At 38.6% G+C, this 19,876-nt stretch carries 12 protein-coding genes; 4 read left to right on the top strand and 8 right to left on the bottom strand.

Annotated elements, in window-relative coordinates; all coding sequences use genetic code 11:
• Nucleotides 1-6: 6 nt before the first annotated feature.
• From AC04QZ_RS14680 to AC04QZ_RS14655, 6 genes are all read right to left on the bottom strand, one after another.
• The gene (locus AC04QZ_RS14680; protein ID WP_478358359.1) at nt 7-3,390 is read right to left on the bottom strand and encodes a SusC/RagA family TonB-linked outer membrane protein; all 3,384 of its coding nucleotides are present in this window, start codon (nt 3,388-3,390) and stop codon (nt 7-9) included.
• A 181-nt stretch (nt 3,391-3,571) separates the two neighbouring features.
• Nucleotides 3,572-4,564: a FecR family protein gene (locus AC04QZ_RS14675; RefSeq protein WP_478358358.1), complete on the bottom strand. Its 993-nt coding sequence runs from the start codon at nt 4,562-4,564 to the stop codon at nt 3,572-3,574.
• A gap of 156 nt (nt 4,565-4,720) precedes the next feature.
• Nucleotides 4,721-5,317, bottom strand: a complete 597-nt coding sequence (locus AC04QZ_RS14670) for an RNA polymerase sigma factor (protein WP_478358357.1) — start codon at nt 5,315-5,317, stop codon at nt 4,721-4,723.
• A 710-nt stretch (nt 5,318-6,027) separates the two neighbouring features.
• Nucleotides 6,028-8,430, bottom strand: a complete 2,403-nt coding sequence (locus AC04QZ_RS14665; protein ID WP_478358355.1) for a hypothetical protein — start codon at nt 8,428-8,430, stop codon at nt 6,028-6,030.
• Between the two features lie 48 nt (nt 8,431-8,478).
• The gene (locus AC04QZ_RS14660; protein WP_478358354.1) at nt 8,479-10,215 is read right to left on the bottom strand and encodes a RagB/SusD family nutrient uptake outer membrane protein; all 1,737 of its coding nucleotides are present in this window, start codon (nt 10,213-10,215) and stop codon (nt 8,479-8,481) included.
• A 10-nt stretch (nt 10,216-10,225) separates the two neighbouring features.
• A complete protein-coding gene (locus AC04QZ_RS14655; protein ID WP_478358353.1) occupies nt 10,226-13,294 on the bottom strand; it encodes a SusC/RagA family TonB-linked outer membrane protein in 3,069 nt (1,022 codons plus the stop codon).
• A gap of 175 nt (nt 13,295-13,469) precedes the next feature.
• Between AC04QZ_RS14655 and AC04QZ_RS14650 the strand changes: the two genes are divergently transcribed.
• From AC04QZ_RS14650 to AC04QZ_RS14635, 4 genes are all read left to right on the top strand, one after another.
• Nucleotides 13,470-14,771: a hypothetical protein gene (locus tag AC04QZ_RS14650; RefSeq protein WP_478358352.1), complete on the top strand. Its 1,302-nt coding sequence runs from the start codon at nt 13,470-13,472 to the stop codon at nt 14,769-14,771.
• Nucleotides 14,772-14,888: 117 nt separating this feature from the next.
• Nucleotides 14,889-16,073, top strand: a complete 1,185-nt coding sequence (locus AC04QZ_RS14645; RefSeq protein ID WP_478358351.1) for a glycosyltransferase family 87 protein — start codon at nt 14,889-14,891, stop codon at nt 16,071-16,073.
• Nucleotides 16,070-17,002 carry a glycosyltransferase family 2 protein gene (locus tag AC04QZ_RS14640; protein WP_086544673.1) on the top strand — a complete coding sequence of 311 codons (933 nt, stop codon included), beginning with the start codon at nt 16,070-16,072 and terminating at the stop codon, nt 17,000-17,002. The genes AC04QZ_RS14645 and AC04QZ_RS14640 overlap by 4 nt, the downstream gene beginning before the upstream one ends.
• The gene (locus AC04QZ_RS14635; protein ID WP_478358350.1) at nt 17,003-17,785 is read left to right on the top strand and encodes a polysaccharide deacetylase family protein; all 783 of its coding nucleotides are present in this window, start codon (nt 17,003-17,005) and stop codon (nt 17,783-17,785) included. It begins immediately after the preceding gene.
• Between the two features lie 17 nt (nt 17,786-17,802).
• On the opposite strand, the gene AC04QZ_RS14630 is transcribed toward AC04QZ_RS14635, so the two are convergent.
• Both AC04QZ_RS14630 and AC04QZ_RS14625 read right to left on the bottom strand, forming a co-directional pair.
• Nucleotides 17,803-19,569: a S8 family peptidase gene (locus AC04QZ_RS14630; RefSeq protein WP_478359149.1), complete on the bottom strand. Its 1,767-nt coding sequence runs from the start codon at nt 19,567-19,569 to the stop codon at nt 17,803-17,805.
• 118 nt (nt 19,570-19,687) lie between these two features.
• Nucleotides 19,688-19,876: hypothetical protein (locus AC04QZ_RS14625; protein ID WP_478358349.1), on the bottom strand; the 189-nt coding region annotated here is incomplete at its 5' end.

Genomic DNA, 19,876 nt, shown 5'->3' with positions numbered 1-19,876 from the left:
TATCAGTTAAAATGAACAGTTAACACCAAAAACAATTGTTCTTAATGGAGGCAAAACCTGACCAATTGTACCGGTACCTAAACCTGAAGGTCCGCCTTGAACGGTGGTTTCAGTATCAAGAATATATTTGTTTTTCGACCAGGTATAGAGGTTCTGTCCCTGAACAAATACACTGCAACCAGACATCTTGATATGCTTAAGCCATTCGGCTGGTAACGAATACGATAAATTAACCGACCTCAGTTTTAAGTAAGAAGCATCACCGTAAACCGCATCAGACGAAGTATAATTATTGTATGAGGCATAAATGGCTGTACCTGGCGTAGCAGAAGCACCTGGAATATCACTGCTGGTGTTGGTAGGCGACCATCTGCCGGCCCAATAATCATTCTGGTTTACCAATGCGCCTGGTCTCGTATTCAAAATTTTGGTTACCCCAAAGCGGTGGTTAAACTGGAAAAATATACCCAGCTCGAAATTCTTGTAAGTAAACGTGTTGTTAAATCCTCCAAAGAATGGCGTACCCAAATCAGCTACGTAACGATCGTTCGTCGTAATACTTCCATCCCCATCTCTATCTTCAAACATGGCGGTTCCATTGGCTGGATTTACACCCAGGTAATGGTAAAGGCGGATCAGATTAATGGATTCGCCAACTACATAAGTTGAAGCATAAAACGACTTATCGAGACCTGGAAAATCTAATAATTTGTTATCGGTGAAGGTAATGTTTGCCGAAGTTTTCCACGAAAAATTGCTTGATACCATATTAGTTGAGTTAAGCTCCAATTCTAAACCTTTATTCTGAATAGACGCCGGAAGGTTGGTGGTATAACTGTTGTATCCGCTTTGTGTTGGCAAGGCATTAAATGTAATCTGATCAGATGATCGGTTTCTGTAATAATTGGCAGTAAATGAAATACGATCTTTTAGGAAACCCAAATCAATGGCAAATTCTAATTTTTTAGTGGTTTCCCATTTAATATCTTCATTTGGAAGTGTCGCTATACTTGTAGCCGCATTACCCAGATAAGCTGTGGTGCTCGAGTATAAAGGCAGATAAATAAAGTTAGAAATCTGATCGTTACCTGTTGTTCCGTAACTTCCCCTCAATTTACCGAAGCTAAGAAAGGGTAGGTTATCTTTTACAAAATCTTCCTGAGAGAATACCCAGCCTGCACCAACTGCTCCGAAATTACCAAAACGGTTAACCGGACCAAATCTTGAAGAACCATCTCTTCTAAATGTAGCATTGAAAAGGTATTTTTCTTTCCATTCGTAATTTAGTTTGGCAAAAACAGCATCATATTTATACTTAATAATATTGTTGTACAATACCGTAGTGGTACCTGCAGCTCCTAATGTGCCCAATAGCGCCTCGTTACTATAGTTGGTTCCGGAAAGATAAAGCCCATTTGAGGTATTTTGCTGAAAACTTGTTCCGATAAGCGCGGTTAATGTGCCCTCCCCGATGTTTTTTACATAATCTAAAGTAGGTTCCACAATCCAGTTCTGCGCGTTAAGGTTAGTAAAATTGGCAGAACTTGTTGGGTTGTTGGCCGGATTTTGAGATGATGCAGGTGTAGTGGCAACCTGCTCGAGCCTGGTATTGGTATAACCAAAATTAGTTTTAGCCGTTAAACCTGGTAAAATGGTATATTTAAGATTGGCATTGGCGATTAAATTATTCGTTACCCCATTATATCTTCTTAATAAACTGGCCAAAGGATTTGTAAAACCAGTAGCCCAGAATAATTTACCTGCAGCATCATAAAGTGGCAGATTTGGCGGCAGATTATATACCGATGATACATCAGAGGTTGGTATGTTGGTATTATCGTTACTATAGCTTACCGAAAATGAAGCATTGAATTTCTTATTTAGAGAGCTATGATCTAAGTTTAGTCTCGACGAGAATCTTTTATCGCTATTGTCGCCTAAAAAAACGGTACTTTCTCTGCGGTATGCCGAGTTAAAGAAAAAACGGGTTTGCTCGTTACCACCCGACATTGATCCCTGAACATCGGTAATGTGGCCCCGGTTTCCAATGAGCAGTTTTTGAAAATCGGTAGAATTGTTCTGGTCCCAAACGGTTAAATCGGGTGCATTGGTAGCCGTAGGGGTAACACCATCATTTTTAAAGGCCTCTTTTCTTAACGCCAGGTATTGCTGCAAGTCTAACGTAGGTATAAAGCGGTTAAGCTCAGTAAAACCTGAACTAAAATTCACGCCAACTTTTACTTTTCCCGATTTTCCTTTTTTAGTCGTAATTAAAACTACGCCATTTGCACCTCTTGATCCATAAATTGAAGTCGCATCAGCATCTTTCAAAATATCGATACGCTCAATATCAGAAGGGTTGATCATACTAAAAGGACTTACACCTCCACTCGCCCCCGAAGTTCCAAAAGCATTTAAGTTATCTGTTGCAGGCGAACCTCCATTAAAATTGGTAAAGGGAACGCCATCAATCACATACAAGGGAATCCCTCCCGAGCTAAGCGAATTCTGGCCCCTGATCTGTACCTGAACAGCTCCACCAGGAACACCATTATTCTGCGCAATCAATACGCCCGACATTCTGCCAGATAGTGCGGCTAATGGATTACCAACAGGTTGTTTTTCAAGCTCTTTTGCCGTAATAGAAGCAATAGATCCTGTACTCGTTTTTCTGGTTGTTGTACCGTAACCAATAATCTGCACCTCATTCAGGCTACCTACCGAAGGTTTCATTACAATCTTATACGAATTTTCTGCGCCAATCACCTGTTCTGTATTCTGATAGCCGATACAAGTAAAAAGCAGCACTTTGGTTCCTTCATCGGGAAGATTAATTCCAAACTGGCCGTTTCTGTCAGTCGCTGTGCTTGCTTTATTGTTTTGTTTCAGTATTATTGATACGCCGGGAATGGGAACGCCATCTTCATCCACCACAATACCTGAAATCCGGATATCAACCGGCAGAGCTTTAACTTCCGGTTTAATCGAAGAAATTAAAATCCTGTTATTTAACTGGGTTATTTTAAAACGTTTGGAGTTAAACAGCACATCGAGCAGTTCCTGAACGGTACGTTTTTGAACCGGGATATTGATTTCCTTTAACTCTTTAAGATCGGTATTTCTATAAATAAAGATAAAAGGTGTTTGCTTTTGAATTTTTTCAATAGCAGAAAATACACTCTCATGATTTAATCCAAGTATAACTTCTGTATTGGCGATCGATTGACCTTTGGTATAAGAAGCAAAGATTAATGAAGAGGTGGTAAAGGTTATTATAGCTAGTACAAAGCTTAAACGCATAATCTGACGAATTAGATATCGTGATTTTTTAGAAGCGAAAAATTTCTTACAGGGATTCCCGCCCTCTGCTGATTGTGCAGAAAATTTCATAATTTTAAATGTTTTAAATGATGCCTAAATTGTTTAATACATGCTGTTCCAATTCCAGCTGGAACAGTGCAAATTTTATCTCTCTGTCTCGCAAGGACAGGGAGATTTTTTCATCAAATGTGGAAATAGTAGAGTTCTTTCATGTAGTTTGGTTTGTTTGGTTTTAGTTGATATTGATTATTTAATTATTGCAATCCTTACCCGAAATAAAAATCTCATTGGCTTTGGTTGCGTATGTTGCATTATTAAAGGAAGTTATTACCTGCAAAATCTCCTCTAAACTTTCTCCTTTCTGAAAAGTTGTGGTAAAGCGACAGTTTTTACCATGATCATCTACAAAAGTAATTTTGGTTCCGAAGCGTTTAGCCAATACTTCAATAGCATCCTTCATCGTGATATCTTCAAAGAAAATATCTTTTGCCTGCCAGTCTACAACCTCTTGCGAGATCACTTTGGTCAAACTTGGCATTTTTCTTTTCTCATCAAAGGTGAGCTGTTGATTAGGCGTAAGTACCCCTAAAAGCGTTTGATGATCCTGTACACTTACTTTTCCACGGGTTACCGTGATCACAACTTTCTGCCCCTCAATAGCCTTAATATTAAAAGCAGTACCTAAAACGGTTGTTTTCACTTTTCCAGCATAAACAATAAATGGCTTAGCCTGATCATGAACAATATCAAAATAGCCTTCACCCTTTAGGGTAACCTCTCTGGTATTTCCATCAAAATGTTTGGGATACAGCAACACTGCCCCATTGTTTAATATCACGGTACTCCCATCTGGTAATACAATTTTTTTATGCTCCGTTTCTGCCACCACATTAACAACTGCTACATTAGCTTTAGCCGTTATTTTTTGCGTTGCAGGCTTTAAAAAATAAAAAGTAGAAAAACCTGCAATCAATAATACAGCAGCCCAACCTATCCAGGCAAAATTTAATTTAAATGACTTTTTTTCTTCCTCACCAACAATTTCATTAAAAATTGTATTGGCCTTACTTTCTGCTATAGTTTCGTTCGATTGGAATAAATCCCAATCTTTTTCCATGAAGCGTTTTTCAAATTCAACATTGTTTGAGGCGTTAAGATGATTAAATAAAACGCTCTTTTCTTCTTCGGAGATAGTATTTTGAGCATACTTCTCCAGAAGTTCACTTATTTCTTCATTTTTCATACAAATGGCGATATAGAAAAGATATTATTTTGTTCGTTTTAAGGGTTGACGTTTGAAAAGCATAAAAAGGGGTAGTCAAAAAATATTTTTTTTTAAAATATTTTAAAATTCCAACCACATTTAAAAGAAGAGCGATATAAACAGGAATGGATTACATTATTTTAGCAATCCGATAAAAACGAAAGATATAAGCGGTATGGTATTATTTTTATCTACCATGGTACGTAATGTTTTTAGGGCTTCTCTTAAATGAACCTTAACAGTAGCGGGCGCAATATGGAGTATTTCTGCAACTTCTTTTTGTTTCATCCCTTCAATATGGCACATCCGGTAAACCAGTCCTTGCTGTTTGGGTAGCTTATCCAGTAATTGATCAACATAACTTTCCGCATCTTTTCGCATAATGGCATCTTCGGTTCCGGTGTCCTGTTCCATCCAAACTACTTTCTGTAAGTCTGTTGTTTTGTTTTCAGCAGCAATAGCCCTTAGGGAGTCTAAAGTAAGATTAACGGCTATTCTTCGAATGTATCCGCCAAAGTTTTCAATTGTGCCCAGACTTTCTCTCTTTAACCAGATTTTAAGGAAGGTTTCCTGAACGACCTCTTCGGCTCTTTCTTTAGATTTCAGGTACCGGTTGGCGTATGAAAAAACTTTATTTTTATAAGCATCAAAGATCAAGCGAAAGGCCTGTTGATCGCCAACAGCTATTTTGAGCATTAAATCTCGTTCCTCTCCCAATTCCTTAATTTGCATATACTAATATAATATTTTCAAAGCAGGTTTTCCAGGTTGATGAAGCATTTTTGGCTTGCAAAAAGGTAACCTGCAATGGTTTCAGTTACATCTTCTATTTGAAGCTATAATTTTGGTAAGACTACAAAAAAATCTGATTATTTATACCAATCAGGATGCAATTTGACAATAAAACCCTAAATACAGCACTTTAAATTAAATAAAACAGGATTTATTTACATCATTGTTCAAATGCAACCAAAATTCAACCAATCAGGAAACAGGAAAGCTGTTTTAATTGCGTGAAGTAATAAGAATTAAAAATGATGGCGGTTAAAACGTAAAAAAGCCGCGATGAACACATCGTGGCTTTTATTAATCAACTAAACCTTATAAATACTAACCAAATATTTATAGTTCAAAAGTACATCAGGTATATTAATTGCAAATCAAGTTAGGGTTAAATGAAAGAGAAGAATTTATCATTATCGAAAAAGCGATCAATTAAAATCAAGTACAAGGGCTAGAACGCCCTTGTATTGATTGCGCTATCATCCCTAAACGACGCTCACTAGATATCCCTAATATCCAATTGGTGTGCAATTATAAGTGCTCTCCATCATAATTCATAATTTAAGCTTATCCAGTACCCATCCAAAAATATGTACACATAAAGACCTAATAATCAGAATAATAAAAACACTTGTTATATACTGCAATTTTAATCTTTATTACCAATAAGTAAACGTTACCGTCGATTGGCAGTCTTTATTTGCAGTTGCCCTTACCCAGTGTGCACTAAAACCATCAGGGAATGTATAATTAACGGTTTCTCCGGCTTTTAGCGTGAAGGTTTTATAAGGGTAAAAGCCTGTTAAATCGAAGTCAACTTCAAGTGTAATTTTCACCTCTTTATCGGCGGTAATGCTTACTTTTTTCTGGTCATAGCCAGTCATTAAATAGGGTAATGAAGGATCATTTGCTTGAACAGCGGTATTTTTCCATACGCCTCCTTTACCTGTTGGCTTGCCCATTTTCCATAAATCATCAATTCCTCCATACCATAGGCCGTTATCCTGGTCGCCAAAATAATGTCCGTCTGCTTGAGCATTTTTCTTGGTTCCACTCAATACCAATAAACCTCTCCAGGTACAAAAGTCTGTTATTTTTTTATGGTGTGTGGTAACCGGACGAATGGCATTAAAGCCCGACTCGCGGCCAACCTCATAAAAAGTACCTTGCACATTTAACATAAATCGCTCTGATTCCACTTCCCGTTTATCCCGATAAGGGAAAAGTTCATAGTCATCAGATCCTTTTGGCAAACGGAAAGTTCCGGTTTTATCTTTGATGATAATCGATGCCTCATCAACCTCATAACTTTTTTTAAGGGCCAGAAGTTTCTCCATTTGTGCGGTACTATCGTCAGTAGGGTTTAAAAACGACAATTTTTCGTTCACTTCCTGATATTGTTTTTTGCCATTTGAGATGTTCAAAACCTGAAGGTTTTTATTGTAGCCCGAAGGACGGATCAGGCTCTCATTAATCGGCGTTTTTTCGCTTATCCCGGCTAAACTATTAAACATATTGTCTTTACTTTCGTGCATTTTACCTGTAAAATGAAAAAACGCGGAAGCATTACAATCTTTGTTTGTTTTAAAGCGAACCCAGGTTGCCTTAAAATCAGCAGGAAAGATAAAATACTGGTAGGCATTGGCTGCAAGCGTTATGGTTTTATAATTTTCCCATTTGTTATTGCCTGTTTTATCGATCTGGATCGTAAAACTAACGGCCTGATTTGATTTTTGAGAAAGGTGCAATACCTTTTTGTTAAAACCACTGATCAAAAATGCATCAGAAGGTGTATTTGCCTTCACCTGGTCATTATCCCAGGGGCCACCCCAACCTGTTGCACCGCCCCAGTTCTTAAGATCGCTCCATTGTCCGAACCACAGATTAGACTGTGACCTGCCGGCCATGGGGTTTTCCAGCACAGTTGTTTCATCAGTAGCGATTACAATCTGATTATTCCAGCTGCAAAAATCGGGAATATAGCGCAAATGACTGTTTACCGCTTGAATACCGCCACTGTTTGCCCGTGAAAATGTTTTAGGAAAATCGTACATCATGCCGTGCATATCCATCAGCATTTTGCCATTGCCAACCTCACGGATGCGCGGCCACTCGGTATACCAACCTCCTCTATGATCGTAAGTATGGGCAGCTTTGGGTAAACGATAGGTATACCATTGCCCTCCATCTAATAATTTCAGCATCACCGAGCGTTTATCCCATCCAATGCTCCACAAAGGGCTTTTATCCGTTGGCGAACCATAAATACCGCCCGGACCTGTAACATCAGTAAACTGTCTGCGTTCGATAATTTTCCATGTTTTGCCATCCCAGCTAGCCAGAACGCCCTTTTCCTCCTCATTTTTTGGTAAGTCTCCTGCTTCGAGCATGTCTTTTGTAAGCTTAAAAACGGCTTCCTCTCCATTGTTGGCAACCACCAGTTGCTTCTGTGCAGTATAGGCGCCTTTACCATGCCAGCCTGGAACAGGTTTGTTAAATAGTTTTTTTACGGCCAGTGTATGTACATTGGTTTCGTACAACATGCCTTCCATATCGTAAAAATAAACCATATTGCCCGGATCACTCAGGTGGCGTGTGGTTGCAGTCATCCTGCCCGGCATTACCGAGAATGGGATAACCCTCACTTTTCCTTTATCATCGATAAAATAGTTGCTGGTAATTAACTGGTTCGATTCTTTATGGATCATCCGGTTTGCCGGTGTGCCGCCAATACTTTCCGGATGGATGGTCACATTAAGGTTATTGTCGATACTGTACAACTTATCAGAACTTCCTTTGGGCATGTGTGGCGAGTAAGTTACCATCCAAAGTTTACCGGCCCAGGGTGTAATGGCACCAATACCGTTTTCGCCCCCGTCGCCATAACTTTTGGTTGCTCCCTGTTTTAACCAGTTTTGCTTCTCCCAGTTTTCGTTAAATGTGGCTAAATGCGGGTAAATCCCACTCACTTGTAAAGGTTTTTGTTGTGCATGGGCCAAATGGGCCGTGAAGATGGCAGCGCTTATTAAAGTGCTACATTTTAATATCAGGTTTCTTTTCATGTGCATGGATTAAAGCAGCCGAAAGGGTTTACTTCCGGCTGTGAGCTATTAGTAATTCGGGTTTTGTGTTAATTTTGGATTCGCCCTTACCTCAACAGCTGGTAATGGCCATAGGTATTGTTTCGATTTGTCGAAATTGCGCTGAAATAAAATTTTAACATCTGCACCAAAACCACTATAATCGGCAATACCATCGTCATCTATTGGTGTAACGCCCGGGAAAGGCCATTTCGCTCTATTTTGGTTTACCGGATCTGGTAAGCCAATAACAGGACGTGTGAGTGCTTTTTCTGCTAATTTCCATCTAATCAGATCCATGTAACGCAGGCCTTCAAAAGCAAACTCAACCCTACGCTCTCTTCTTAGCACATTTTTTAGTTGTGTTAAATCTAAAGTAGTAATCGCCGGGTAAGAGGCTGTTTGGCTAACAGGTACACCATAAGCCCTTGCCCTAACCTTGTTAATGGCATCAAGTACTGTAGCATCAGCCTGTCCCAATTCAATTTTTGCCTCCGCATAAGTAAGTAGTATTTCTGCAAAACGGATAATGATGGCATCATTATCTTCTTTATGAGTGTCAGACCAGTTTTGAGCTACACCTTTTTTAAATACAAAACCGGTGAAACTTGCAAAAGGTGCCACAGCGCGCGTATCATTATTAGTTACTTTTCGGCCTAACTTATTGCTCCATACCTGTGCAGAATCGGGGTGTGGATTATAATTATAGCCTAACCAATAACTCGTCCGCGGTACGACTGTTGAAGGGGAGTTATTATAAAATGGAACTATCGTAGCAATTAATCGTGGATCGCGGTTTGTGAAAGGATCTAGTGGATTGTACAAAGGAGATTCATCAATTGGTTTTCCATCTGTACATTCGAATGCATCTACCAATTCGCGGGTTGGCAAGGTAGCGCCAAAACCGCCAGCGTTACGTGTTAAAATATCATCCGGCACACTAAATACCTGTTGTGTTTGATCTCTGGGTATGCTGAATATAATTTCTGCACTCTGTTCCCCAGCTAATTGGAAAAGGTTATCGTAAGAAGCATTCAAAGTATAAGCTCCAACTCCTGTTAAATTCATTACTGCTAATGATGCTGTTCTGGCCGTTTCCCAATCAGCCATGTATAAAGCAGTACGAGCCTCTAGGGCTAATGCAGCACCTTTGGTTAGTCTTTTTACGGCAGTACCGTAAGTTTGAGGGAGATTTTGTGCGGCAAACTCATATTCTCCTTTTAAAAAAGTATAAATATCAGCTTTACTGGTTTTATTTACATTTTTGGCCTCTTCTATGGTTAGCGTTTTGGTATTTAAAGGCACATCGCCAAAGTGGGTTATTAATTTGGTATATTGATATGCCCTGATCAATCGCATTTCTGCTTCCAATCTGGTGATAATGGCCGCAGGAGTATTTGCTGCTGCCCGGTCTTTATTTTCCAGGAAGGTATTTACCCTCGCAATGGCCTTATAACAGTTTAAATAGTAGGTTTGTACATTGGCATTATCAGAAGCCAGGCTACCTGCTATAACAGGATTACCGCCTGATCCTCCTCTATAAAAACAATTATCGGAGAAAAATTCTTCCCATGTACCGGTTGCAGTCTTAGCTGAGGTCCAAAAATCTATCCGATATAAATCATTCACCGCCAGTTCCAGTTCATTTTGATTCGTATAAAAGCTACCCGTAGCCGGACTAGATGGATCCGATAAATCAAGTTTTTTGCATGACGATGCCGTAACAAAGCCTATCGCCAAAAATGCATATATAATGGTCTTATTCATTTTGTATAGATTAAAATTTAACACTTATACCACTTAAAAATGTAGTAACGATAGGATAGCTTGCATTGCCTGATTCAGGATCGGCATATTTAGGATATTTACTACTGGTTAAGAAATCGTTAGCAGAAATATACAATCGCACCGATTTAAGCCCTAATTTTTGAAAAACATTATATTTATCGAAAGTATAACCAAGCGTAACATTTTTTAACCTGAAATAAGAACCATCGAACAACCAAAAATCTGATGAAGCGTAGTTATTAGTGGCGTTGGTATTGGTTAACCTGGGCAAAGTTGCCGCCAGGTTTTGCTCAGGCGTATTGGTTTTGCTCCAAAAATTGCCTTCTAAATAAGTTGGAAAATTACCAAACTGTTCCTGGAAAGGCCTAACGATATCATTGTTCAATCGGCTTACTTTTTTGCCTACTCCCTGAAAAGTAATACCAAAATCAAAGCCTTTATAACCTAAATTTATATTACCACCGTATTGGTAACGAGGCAAGGAGCCGCCCAATAACACCCTATCGTCAGCATTAATTATTCCATTCCCATCGATATCTTGATAGCCAATATCGCCAGCAGTTACAGCAGCACTGGTTTTTGCGGTACCTGCTATCGGGGCAGTTTGGTAAATACCTGTACTCAAATAACCATACCATTCGTTAAACTGGCTTCCTTCCTTATTAACTAAAGTACTGCCACTTTCCTGGCGTGTACCACTCATGTTTTTTATATTACTTTTAGCATCAGAAATATTAAAACTGGCACTATAAGTAAAATCGTTAATTTTATCTTTCCAGTTTAGGCCCAATTCCCAACCGCTTACATCGAGTATGCCCGCATTTTGTTGTGGCTTATCGTAGCCCATGTTTAATGGGATGTCCAACTGCAATAAAATATCTTTAGTGCTTTTTTTGAAATAATCAGCAGTAACGTTTAATCTATTGTTTAAAAACGTAGCATCTAACCCCACATCTGTCGAACGGGTTGTTTCCCATCGGATATCATTTACCGCATAAACTGTCTGGCTTCCAGAACTTAACGGAACTAATACACCGTTTTGGTAGAATAAAACATTTCGAAGATCGATATTGGCCTGGTAGGGGTAATAAACTTGGACATCATTGTTATTTCGATCAATTATGCGTTGGTTTCCAACCTCGCCGTATGATGCCCGCAGTTTTAAGAAATTAATCCATTTTGCTTCTTTTATAAAGTTTTCTTCTGAAAGCACCCAGCCTGCTGAGAAGGAAGGATAGGTTGCACTTCTAAAACCTGGAGCAAACCTTGAAGACTGATCTAACCTTAAATTTGCCTGAAAAAGATACTTACCCATAAAATCATAACCCACACGTCCAAATACCGAATGTAAACTTTCCTCAGTTGCGCCGCCAGCATTATCACGTAATGCAGTTGAGCCAACGGTTAAATATGGAAAATCTAACAAAGGGAAACCATCTCTGCTTGCGCTAAGTGATTCAGCATTAGAATAAATGCTTTCATAACCTGCAAGAGCGCTAAAATTATGTTTGTTGTTAAAGGTTTTGGTGTAATTAGCTAAAAACTGTCCGGTAATTTGATAAATTTCATCCCTATTCTCTTTTAATGTGGTCAGTGATGTATTGCTTGCCGCACTCGGGCTACCATCGGGATTGGTATAAGCAATTTTCTTTGAAAATGCCTTGCTCTTGTTAAAGTCGAAAGTTGGCGCAACAATCGCAGTCAGTGTTAAATGATCAACCGGTTTAAAGTTTAACGCTAACCTGGCTTGAAGCTGGTTAGATTTTGAAGTCGTTGTGCCTCCTTCATTTAACTGCGCTAAGGGGTTTCTTCCGTCTTTGGCAAGGGCATAAGCGCCATTTGTATAATAAGCGGCATATACCGGAGGCATCACCCTGGCTTCGTAAATGGGCGTTTGACCACTGAAAGGGTTAGTAACAGGAGAAAGGTTATTTAAACGCCGAAAGGCCAAATCTGCAGTTGCACTAAATTTATTGCTGATTTTAATGTCGTTGTTTACCCTAAATTGATAACGTTCGTAATTATAGTTGTCATAAAATGCCCCTACATCCTGATAACCCAGCGAAACTTTTGTTTTTAACTTTTCTGTTCCAGAGGTAAATACCAAATCATGTTGCTTTCTTGGTGCATACTTATTGGTCATGATTAAGTCCTGCCAATCAGTATCAGCAAAAGGAAATTTATCCGGAGTGGCTGATCTGTTTTTATCGAAATTGTCGATCGCATCCTGTGCATATGGACCTGTTGCGGCACCATCATTAACAGCCTGCTCGTTAAAGTAGCGCATGTATTTTGGAGAATTTACATATTCAGGCAGGGCTGTTGGTTTTTGCAAGGCATACTCGAAATTATAATCAATACTCGAAGCCCCCGTGGCGCCACGCTTAGTTGTAATTAAAATTACACCTGCAGCACCCCTGGAACCGTATATTGCGGCTGAAGCTGCGTCCTTTAGTACACTCAATGATTCAATATCATTTGGGTTAACCAAATCCATACTGCTCACTGGTATTCCATCAACAACCACTAAAGGACCGTTGGTATTAAGCGTAGTTACCCCTCTGATTTGTACCGTAGCGCCAGCGCCGGGTGCCGAATTGTTCCGCGTAACACTTACACCAGGAACTGCCCCCTGCAAAGCCTCTGATACTTGCAAAGTTTGACGGTTTGTAATGTCTTGTCCGCTAACCGTTGCTATTGCACCGGTTAAATCTTTTTTCTTCTGCGTACCATAACCTACAACTACTACATCATTTAAGTTTTTGATATCGGTAGCTAAACTAATGGTCATATTCGTCTCTGTAATTGAAACAGTTTGTTCCTGATATCCGATATAGCTAACCAACAGTTTATTGGTACCAGTCGGAACGTTTAGGCTAAACTGCCCGTTTGCATCAGTGGTTGTACCTGTTTTTGTACCCGGTATACTTACCGTTACACCTGTAAGGCTTTCTTTGGTACCTGCATCAATCACCTTCCCGGTAACCGACCTGGTTTGTGCTTTTAATGCATAACAGGTACACAAAAACAACACAAATAAGAGTAGTTTTTTTTTCATTAAATTTGGTTAGTTTTATAAAAAATAGTTTGTTTTGCAGCAAATGGTTCTTAACCTGTGATTTGCTTTTATAAACTTAGGCAATGATTTATATCACAAAACATTAACCGTCTATACAAATGTTTACCAATATTATTGACAGCACAACAAACTAAAAACCAGACAATTACCCCAAATGAACAATGAGTTTGTACAAGCCGAAAATTCTGTTTTTTTTAAGCAGCTGGATATTTGCTGTAAAAAAGTAGCGCAGGAAGTTGGCGAAAAAAACATTTCGGACTGGAAGAACAGTGATTACATCAGATTAAGTAGCCTGCTTCACCGGAAAACAAAGGTTCATTTAAGTGAAAATACCCTCAAACGCATATTTGGAAAACTTAAAACGCCTGTGCGCTATTATCCACAAAAAGCCACAAGGGATGCTTTGGCTCAATTTATTGGTTACCGGGATTGGTACGAATTTGAACTGTTGCATCCTGTAAGTGAAAAGGATGTATCGATCCTTAATTCTACAACTCCTGATGCTCAACCAAAAGAAGTACCTGGTAAAAAGAAAAACCACATATACCTGGTGTTGTTACTGATCATTACCATATCCACTATCGGCTTTTTCTACTTTATACATAACAATAATGAGCTAACTAATGTGAAGCTGAACTGTTTAAATCCTGAAGGGAAGAGTCCGCATTCTGCAATCTTTAAATTGGCTGTTAAAGGTAATCTGCCTGACGATTCATCAACTTTTTTCATCGACTTTGGAGATGGCAAAACCAAAAGATCAGCAACTACAAATGCAGCAGTAAACCATTATTATGAAACACCCGGAAGATATTTCCCGGTACTATACCACAAAAATACACCGATAGATACGGCCTATGTATATCTTCAAAGCAAAGGATGGGATGTTATTGCCACCATGTTGTATGATACAACAAGGGTATACCCGATTTTAAAGAAAATTGCAAATGAAAGTGACTATCACATAACCGCTAAAGAACTATCAACGGCAGGTGTTGATACCAACAAAACCTTTTTTGTATCTTATAGTAATGTGAGACCCACAAATATCAGTGCCGATAATTTCGAATTCAATGCAGATATTATCACTTCCGCAGAACGGGCCGGAGTACGCTGCTCGCAAGTTGATATTGCAGTTTTTGGTGATAGAGACAGTCATAACCTGAGTATAATGAAACCCGAATGTACGGCCTGGAGCTCATATAAATTTTCGGAAATGGCGAGAAGGGGAGAAAAGGATGATTTAAGACAGCTCGGCTACGATCTTACCGGAGGTGGCAAGGTTAAACTCCGCATCAGGAATCAACACGTGTCACTTATCATCAATAATAAAGAGATCTTTAAAACTCAATATAACCATGCTGTTGGAAAATTAATGGGTTTCAAAATCATGTTTGCAGGAATTGGTTCTTTTAAAAACTTAAGTCTTTACGACCTTAAAACCAATGAAAGGTTTTAATCAAGGACAAGTACAGGTATAATTGTATTGTACCAGTTCGTAATTCAATCGCTAAACCAAAGCATTTAAAAGAATAGATGATTAGGCAAACTCATAAAATGGTTATATTGCGGCAAAATGAACAGTTTAAAAAACGCTAATCTTACTAAACTTTGGTCATTTCTCTTAAAAAAGGAATGTGTTATTGTCATCTATCTCCTGCTGGCAATAGTTGCTGGATTTAAGCAGTATCATCACCACGCTTATAACAATTACCTGATATTCAAGTATGTTTACTGGCATACCACAGATCTTCAAAATTTATATCATAATTATCCCGAATACCTAGATAGCAACCATTACGGCCCTGTATTTTCGGTTTTTATTGCTCCGTTTGCACTATTACCCGATGGTGTAGGTTGTATTCTTTGGAATATGGCCAATGTATCGATACTGCTCTGGGGAATTTACAGTCTCCCGATTTCGTTAAACAAAAGGACTATTATTGCCTGGATATGTGCACATGAGGCCTTAACTGCACTCTTCAGTTTTCAGTTTAACATTGCACTGACGGGATTAATATTGCTCAGTTTCTCTTACCTGATTAAAAAGAAAGAAGTACAATCGGCTTTTTTTATTGCCATCGGCACATTGGTAAAACTTTACGGGATTGTTGGACTGGCATTTTTCTTCTTCACTAAAAATAAGTTAAAATTTATCATAGGCTGCCTCATTGCTTTTACGGTATTGTTCGCTTTGCCCATGGTGATTTCGTCTCCCGCATTTGTAATTCAATCCTATCGAGACTGGTATCATTCCCTTGCTCATAAAAACGACCTAAATGCATCATTAACTTCTTTTCAGGATATTTCTCTGATGGGAATTGTAAGAAGGGCAACAGGAGATATCAGCATTCCGAACGCGCCGTTTTTACTGGTTGGCCTCATCCTGTTTGGTTTACCCTATTTACGGATTAAACAATATAAACATATTGGCTTTAGGTTAATGTTACTGGCCTCTACACTTATTTTTACGGTTATATTTAGCAGTGGTTCTGAATCGCCAACCTATATTATTGCTTTTGCAGGTGTTGCCATTTGGTTTATGGTGCAGCAAAATCCTAAAAAAGGATGGATAATAGCCTTGTTTATTTTTGCTTTTATCTTAACCAGCCTCTCGCCAACCGATATTTTTCCAAGGCCGGTTAAAGAATTTATTCGTCTATATTCGCTTAAAGCCCTACCTTGCGTGATCATTTGGCTAACCATAATTTATCAAATGATGAAAGAAGATTTTGAGTCTTATCTGATTGCCGATAAATGAATAAACTAGTTTCTATAGTAATCCCTGCTTACAACGAAGCCGATAATATTTTTGTAATAGCCGAAAGTATTAAAAAAGTTTTTTCGACCATCAATTATGATTATGAAATTATCCTGGTGGATGATGGGAGTGCCGATCATACCCTCGAAAAAATAAAGGATTATGCCTCAACAGCAAATAATATATTTTTCCTCGAGTTTTCGAAAAACTTTGGTCACCAGTTGGCGGTTAAAGCAGGCATGGACCATGCTTTTGGCGATTGTGTAATTTCTATGGACTGCGATATGCAGCATCCTCCCGAGTTGATTCCGGAAATGTTACAGAAATGGCAGGAAGGTTTCGAAGTGGTATATACCATCAGAGAAGAAGATAAAAATCTATCTAAAGGAAAAAGAAGCTCCTCAAACTTATTCTATAAAACCTTAAACTGGTTATCGGATATTGACCTGGAACCAGGCGCAGCCGATTTCCGCTTACTTGATCAAAAAGTGGTTAGTGTTTTCAGGAATTTCCATGAAAATGAGCCATTTTTACGTGGTTTGGTCAAATGGCTTGGTTTTAAGCAGTTTGCTATTCGATATAATCCGGCTGCACGTTTTTCGGGAAATAGCAAATATACCTTTAAAAAGATGTTGAGGCTGGCACTGCATGGTGTTACCTCTTTCAGCATAAAACCATTGTATTCGGCCGTTTATCTGGGTTTCATTCTTTCGTTTGCCTCTGTACTGTATATTCCCTACATTATTTACGCTTTTGTCAATCATGTAGAGGTTTCAGGCTGGGCATCAGTAATCATGACCATTGTCTTTTTTGGAGGATTACAGCTCATTATCCTGGGCATTATAGGTATTTATGTAGGTAAAATGTTTATGCAATCTAAAAACCGCCCTAATTATATTATCCGTTCAACCAATATTCAGCAAAAATAAATGGTACTGCTAAGTTTTGATATTGAAGAGTTTGATATGCCTTTTGAATATGGAAAAGAAATTTCTTTCGAAGATCAGATTGCCATTTCGAGAGCAGGTACAATCGCCATTTTAGATATTTTGGATAAATACGAAGTTAAAGCCACTTTTTTCTGTACCGTTACCTTTGCCGAAAATATTCCCGATCTCATTAAACGGATTACCGAAACAGGACACGAACTTGCCTCACACGGTTATTATCATTCAGATTTTAAACCCGAACATTTACTGCAATCTAAATTAAAGCTCGAAGAACTTTCGGGCAAGGAAATTACCGGTTACCGCATGGCCAGGATGATGCCAGTTGACGAAAGGGAAATTGAAAAGGCTGGGTATACTTATAATACGTCCATTAACCCAACCTATTTGCCCGGGCGGTACAACAATTTCAACATTTCCAGAACACACTTCATTAAAAACAATGTGTTACAGATTCCGGCGTCAGTAAGCCCCTTAATTAGGTTCCCGCTGTTTTGGTTGTCGTTTCACAATCTGCCTTTAACTCTTTATAAAACACTAGCCAGCTGGACTTATAAAAAAGATAAATACCTGAATATTTATTTTCACCCCTGGGAATTTACCGATTTAGAAGATTTTGATCGCTTTGGTTTTCCAGGTTACGTCAGAAAAAATACAGGTACAAAAATGGTAAAACGCATGGAAGATCTTATTTCGTGGATGAAGGCTAAAAAATATCCCTTTGGCACTTTTCAGGAGTTTATCCGTACAATTTCTGCAAACTGAAAACTGTAAACAGATAACTATTTATACGTTTCAGCCAATTTTAGGGCATTATAGGCATTAACAATACCTCCGCTTACACATATTTCGCTGAAAAGGGTTCTAACATTCTCACCCCTTTCATTTTTGTATTTTACCTTGTGCGCCACTTTCGAAACAGATTTCATGATTATTTCTCTTATCTGTGCTGGTTTTAACTCCGGGTAGTAGCTTAAAATTAATGCCGCTAAGCCAGCCACAACAGGCGAGGCCATACTCGTTCCATCAGCCTCCTCATATTTGTTATCAGGAATGGTTGAGTTAATTAAAAATCCAGGGGCAAAAACATCTACATTATATTTGCCATAATTAGAAAAATCGGCTTTCAGATTGTCATCATCTTTATAGGCACTTGCACCTACTTCGATCCAGTTACTGGCATGAGGCAGCTTAAATTTTGCGGAGTCGATGGGTACAGGTTTTACTAATGCAGATCGGTCATAAGGTGGTCTCATTCCCATGCCATTATTTTGTGTCATGGGCCTTGGTGGGGTAAAATCTGGTTTGCTGGGTTTTTTATTCGCTTCTTTATAAGCTTCAGCCTCTTTACTGTCAAAAAACTTATTAGGGTAATTCTCTTCCAGATCGTTATTTTGGTTATCGTTTCCGGCTGCGTGTACCAGTAATACCCCTTTTAGTTCCGCGTATTTTACTGCCGAGTCTACTGCTTTTTTATCCCATTTGTAGCTTTTACCAAAACTCATGTTGATTATTTTAGCACCATTATCAACCGCGTACCTGATGCCGTTGGCCACATCTTTGTCACGTTCATCTCCTGTGGGTACCACCCTGATGGCCATAATACTTACATGATTGGCTACGCCCAAAATACCTGTTGAATTTGTACGATCTGCTCCAATAATTCCGGATACGTGTGTACCGTGAAAGGCATCAGGGCCTTTTACATCATTGTTCCCATAATCTTTTTGGTAAGAATTACTGTAATCATCGCCCACCAGTTCTGCACGCCTATCATATTTGGGGTTTAAGTTATACTTCAGCATTGCATCGTATTGCTTGTAACCTTCCTTTATGCTCTTATAAAATTTCTCAAAACTACCATCTTCCTTAGCACCCTTTCTGATGATTGTTTTTACCTGCTCTTCCGTTTCATCATCAGGTTTATATTGATCAACATCTTCCATCGTCGGGATTTCTTTTTTATTGATCTTCGCTACAGAATCTAAAACTTTGTTAATGGCAATCAGAACAGAAAAAGTATTGCTGGCATCTTCGTATTTCTTACCGAAATCGCCAACCATTTTCTTATACAGTTTAAATTCTTCTTTTTGGGCACTGTCTAAAGGTGTTAAATTGGTTGTTGATTGATATTTTGGGGTGTAAATCCTTAACAGGCGCACCAATTCCAAATTGTCAAATTCAAGATTTCCTTTCTTAGAACCAATAAAATTCCAGCCATGGATATCATCGATATAGCCATTACCATCATCGTCTATTCCATTTCCCGGAATTTCTTTTTTATTTGTCCATAAAACAGATTGTAAATCAGGGTGATTGGTATCTACCCCACCATCAATTACTGCTACAATAATATTTTGTTTAGGTTTTTTATCTTTTAAAAGTTCGCGATAAGCTTTCTCCGTACTGATACCAAAATATCCGTTTTCTAATAAATCTAAATTAAACCAATTGGCAGGGAGTTGTACATTTTTACTTTGAGCAAAAACGCCAAAGTTTATACATAAAATAAAAGCAAGAAAGGTTAATTTCTTCAGGTTCACATTCATCATCATAATATGTACGTAATACTACAATAATACGGTTTTATTACCTTGAGGCTGAAAGATTTTACATTTTTTAACATGCGTAAAATAATCATTTTTGAATAGCTATCGTTGAGCACAATCAGATGATTAATTTTCTGATGATCTGGAGCGCAATTTCTCCCCATGTAGGTCGGGTCCTGTCCTGCTGTGCGCTGCAATCCTTTTGGATAGCTGTGTGATCAACAATATAGCTGTAACCAAAAGGGATTTCCGCTGCCATCAGGGCTATTGAACCTGGGCTGGAGCTATAACAAGGATGATGGCATAT

Source organism: Pedobacter folensis (genome assembly GCF_056490665.1).
Note: the sequence above shows the minus strand (reverse complement) of the source record. Positions and strands in the feature narration are given on the sequence as shown.

Coding starts and splice junctions, on each gene's coding strand:
- AC04QZ_RS14645 (WP_478358351.1), top strand. CDS start 14,889: ATGAACAGTTTAAAAAACGCTAATCTTACTAAACTTTGGTCATTTCTC.
- AC04QZ_RS14635 (WP_478358350.1), top strand. CDS start 17,003: ATGGTACTGCTAAGTTTTGATATTGAAGAGTTTGATATGCCTTTTGAA.
- AC04QZ_RS14655 (WP_478358353.1), bottom strand. CDS start 13,294: ATGAAAAAAAAACTACTCTTATTTGTGTTGTTTTTGTGTACCTGTTAT.
- AC04QZ_RS14665 (WP_478358355.1), bottom strand. CDS start 8,430: ATGAAAAGAAACCTGATATTAAAATGTAGCACTTTAATAAGCGCTGCC.
- AC04QZ_RS14670 (WP_478358357.1), bottom strand. CDS start 5,317: ATGCAAATTAAGGAATTGGGAGAGGAACGAGATTTAATGCTCAAAATA.
- AC04QZ_RS14675 (WP_478358358.1), bottom strand. CDS start 4,564: ATGAAAAATGAAGAAATAAGTGAACTTCTGGAGAAGTATGCTCAAAAT.
- AC04QZ_RS14640 (WP_086544673.1), top strand. CDS start 16,070: ATGAATAAACTAGTTTCTATAGTAATCCCTGCTTACAACGAAGCCGAT.
- AC04QZ_RS14660 (WP_478358354.1), bottom strand. CDS start 10,215: ATGAATAAGACCATTATATATGCATTTTTGGCGATAGGCTTTGTTACG.
- AC04QZ_RS14650 (WP_478358352.1), top strand. CDS start 13,470: ATGAACAATGAGTTTGTACAAGCCGAAAATTCTGTTTTTTTTAAGCAG.
- AC04QZ_RS14630 (WP_478359149.1), bottom strand. CDS start 19,569: ATGAATGTGAACCTGAAGAAATTAACCTTTCTTGCTTTTATTTTATGT.
- AC04QZ_RS14680 (WP_478358359.1), bottom strand. CDS start 3,390: ATGAAATTTTCTGCACAATCAGCAGAGGGCGGGAATCCCTGTAAGAAA.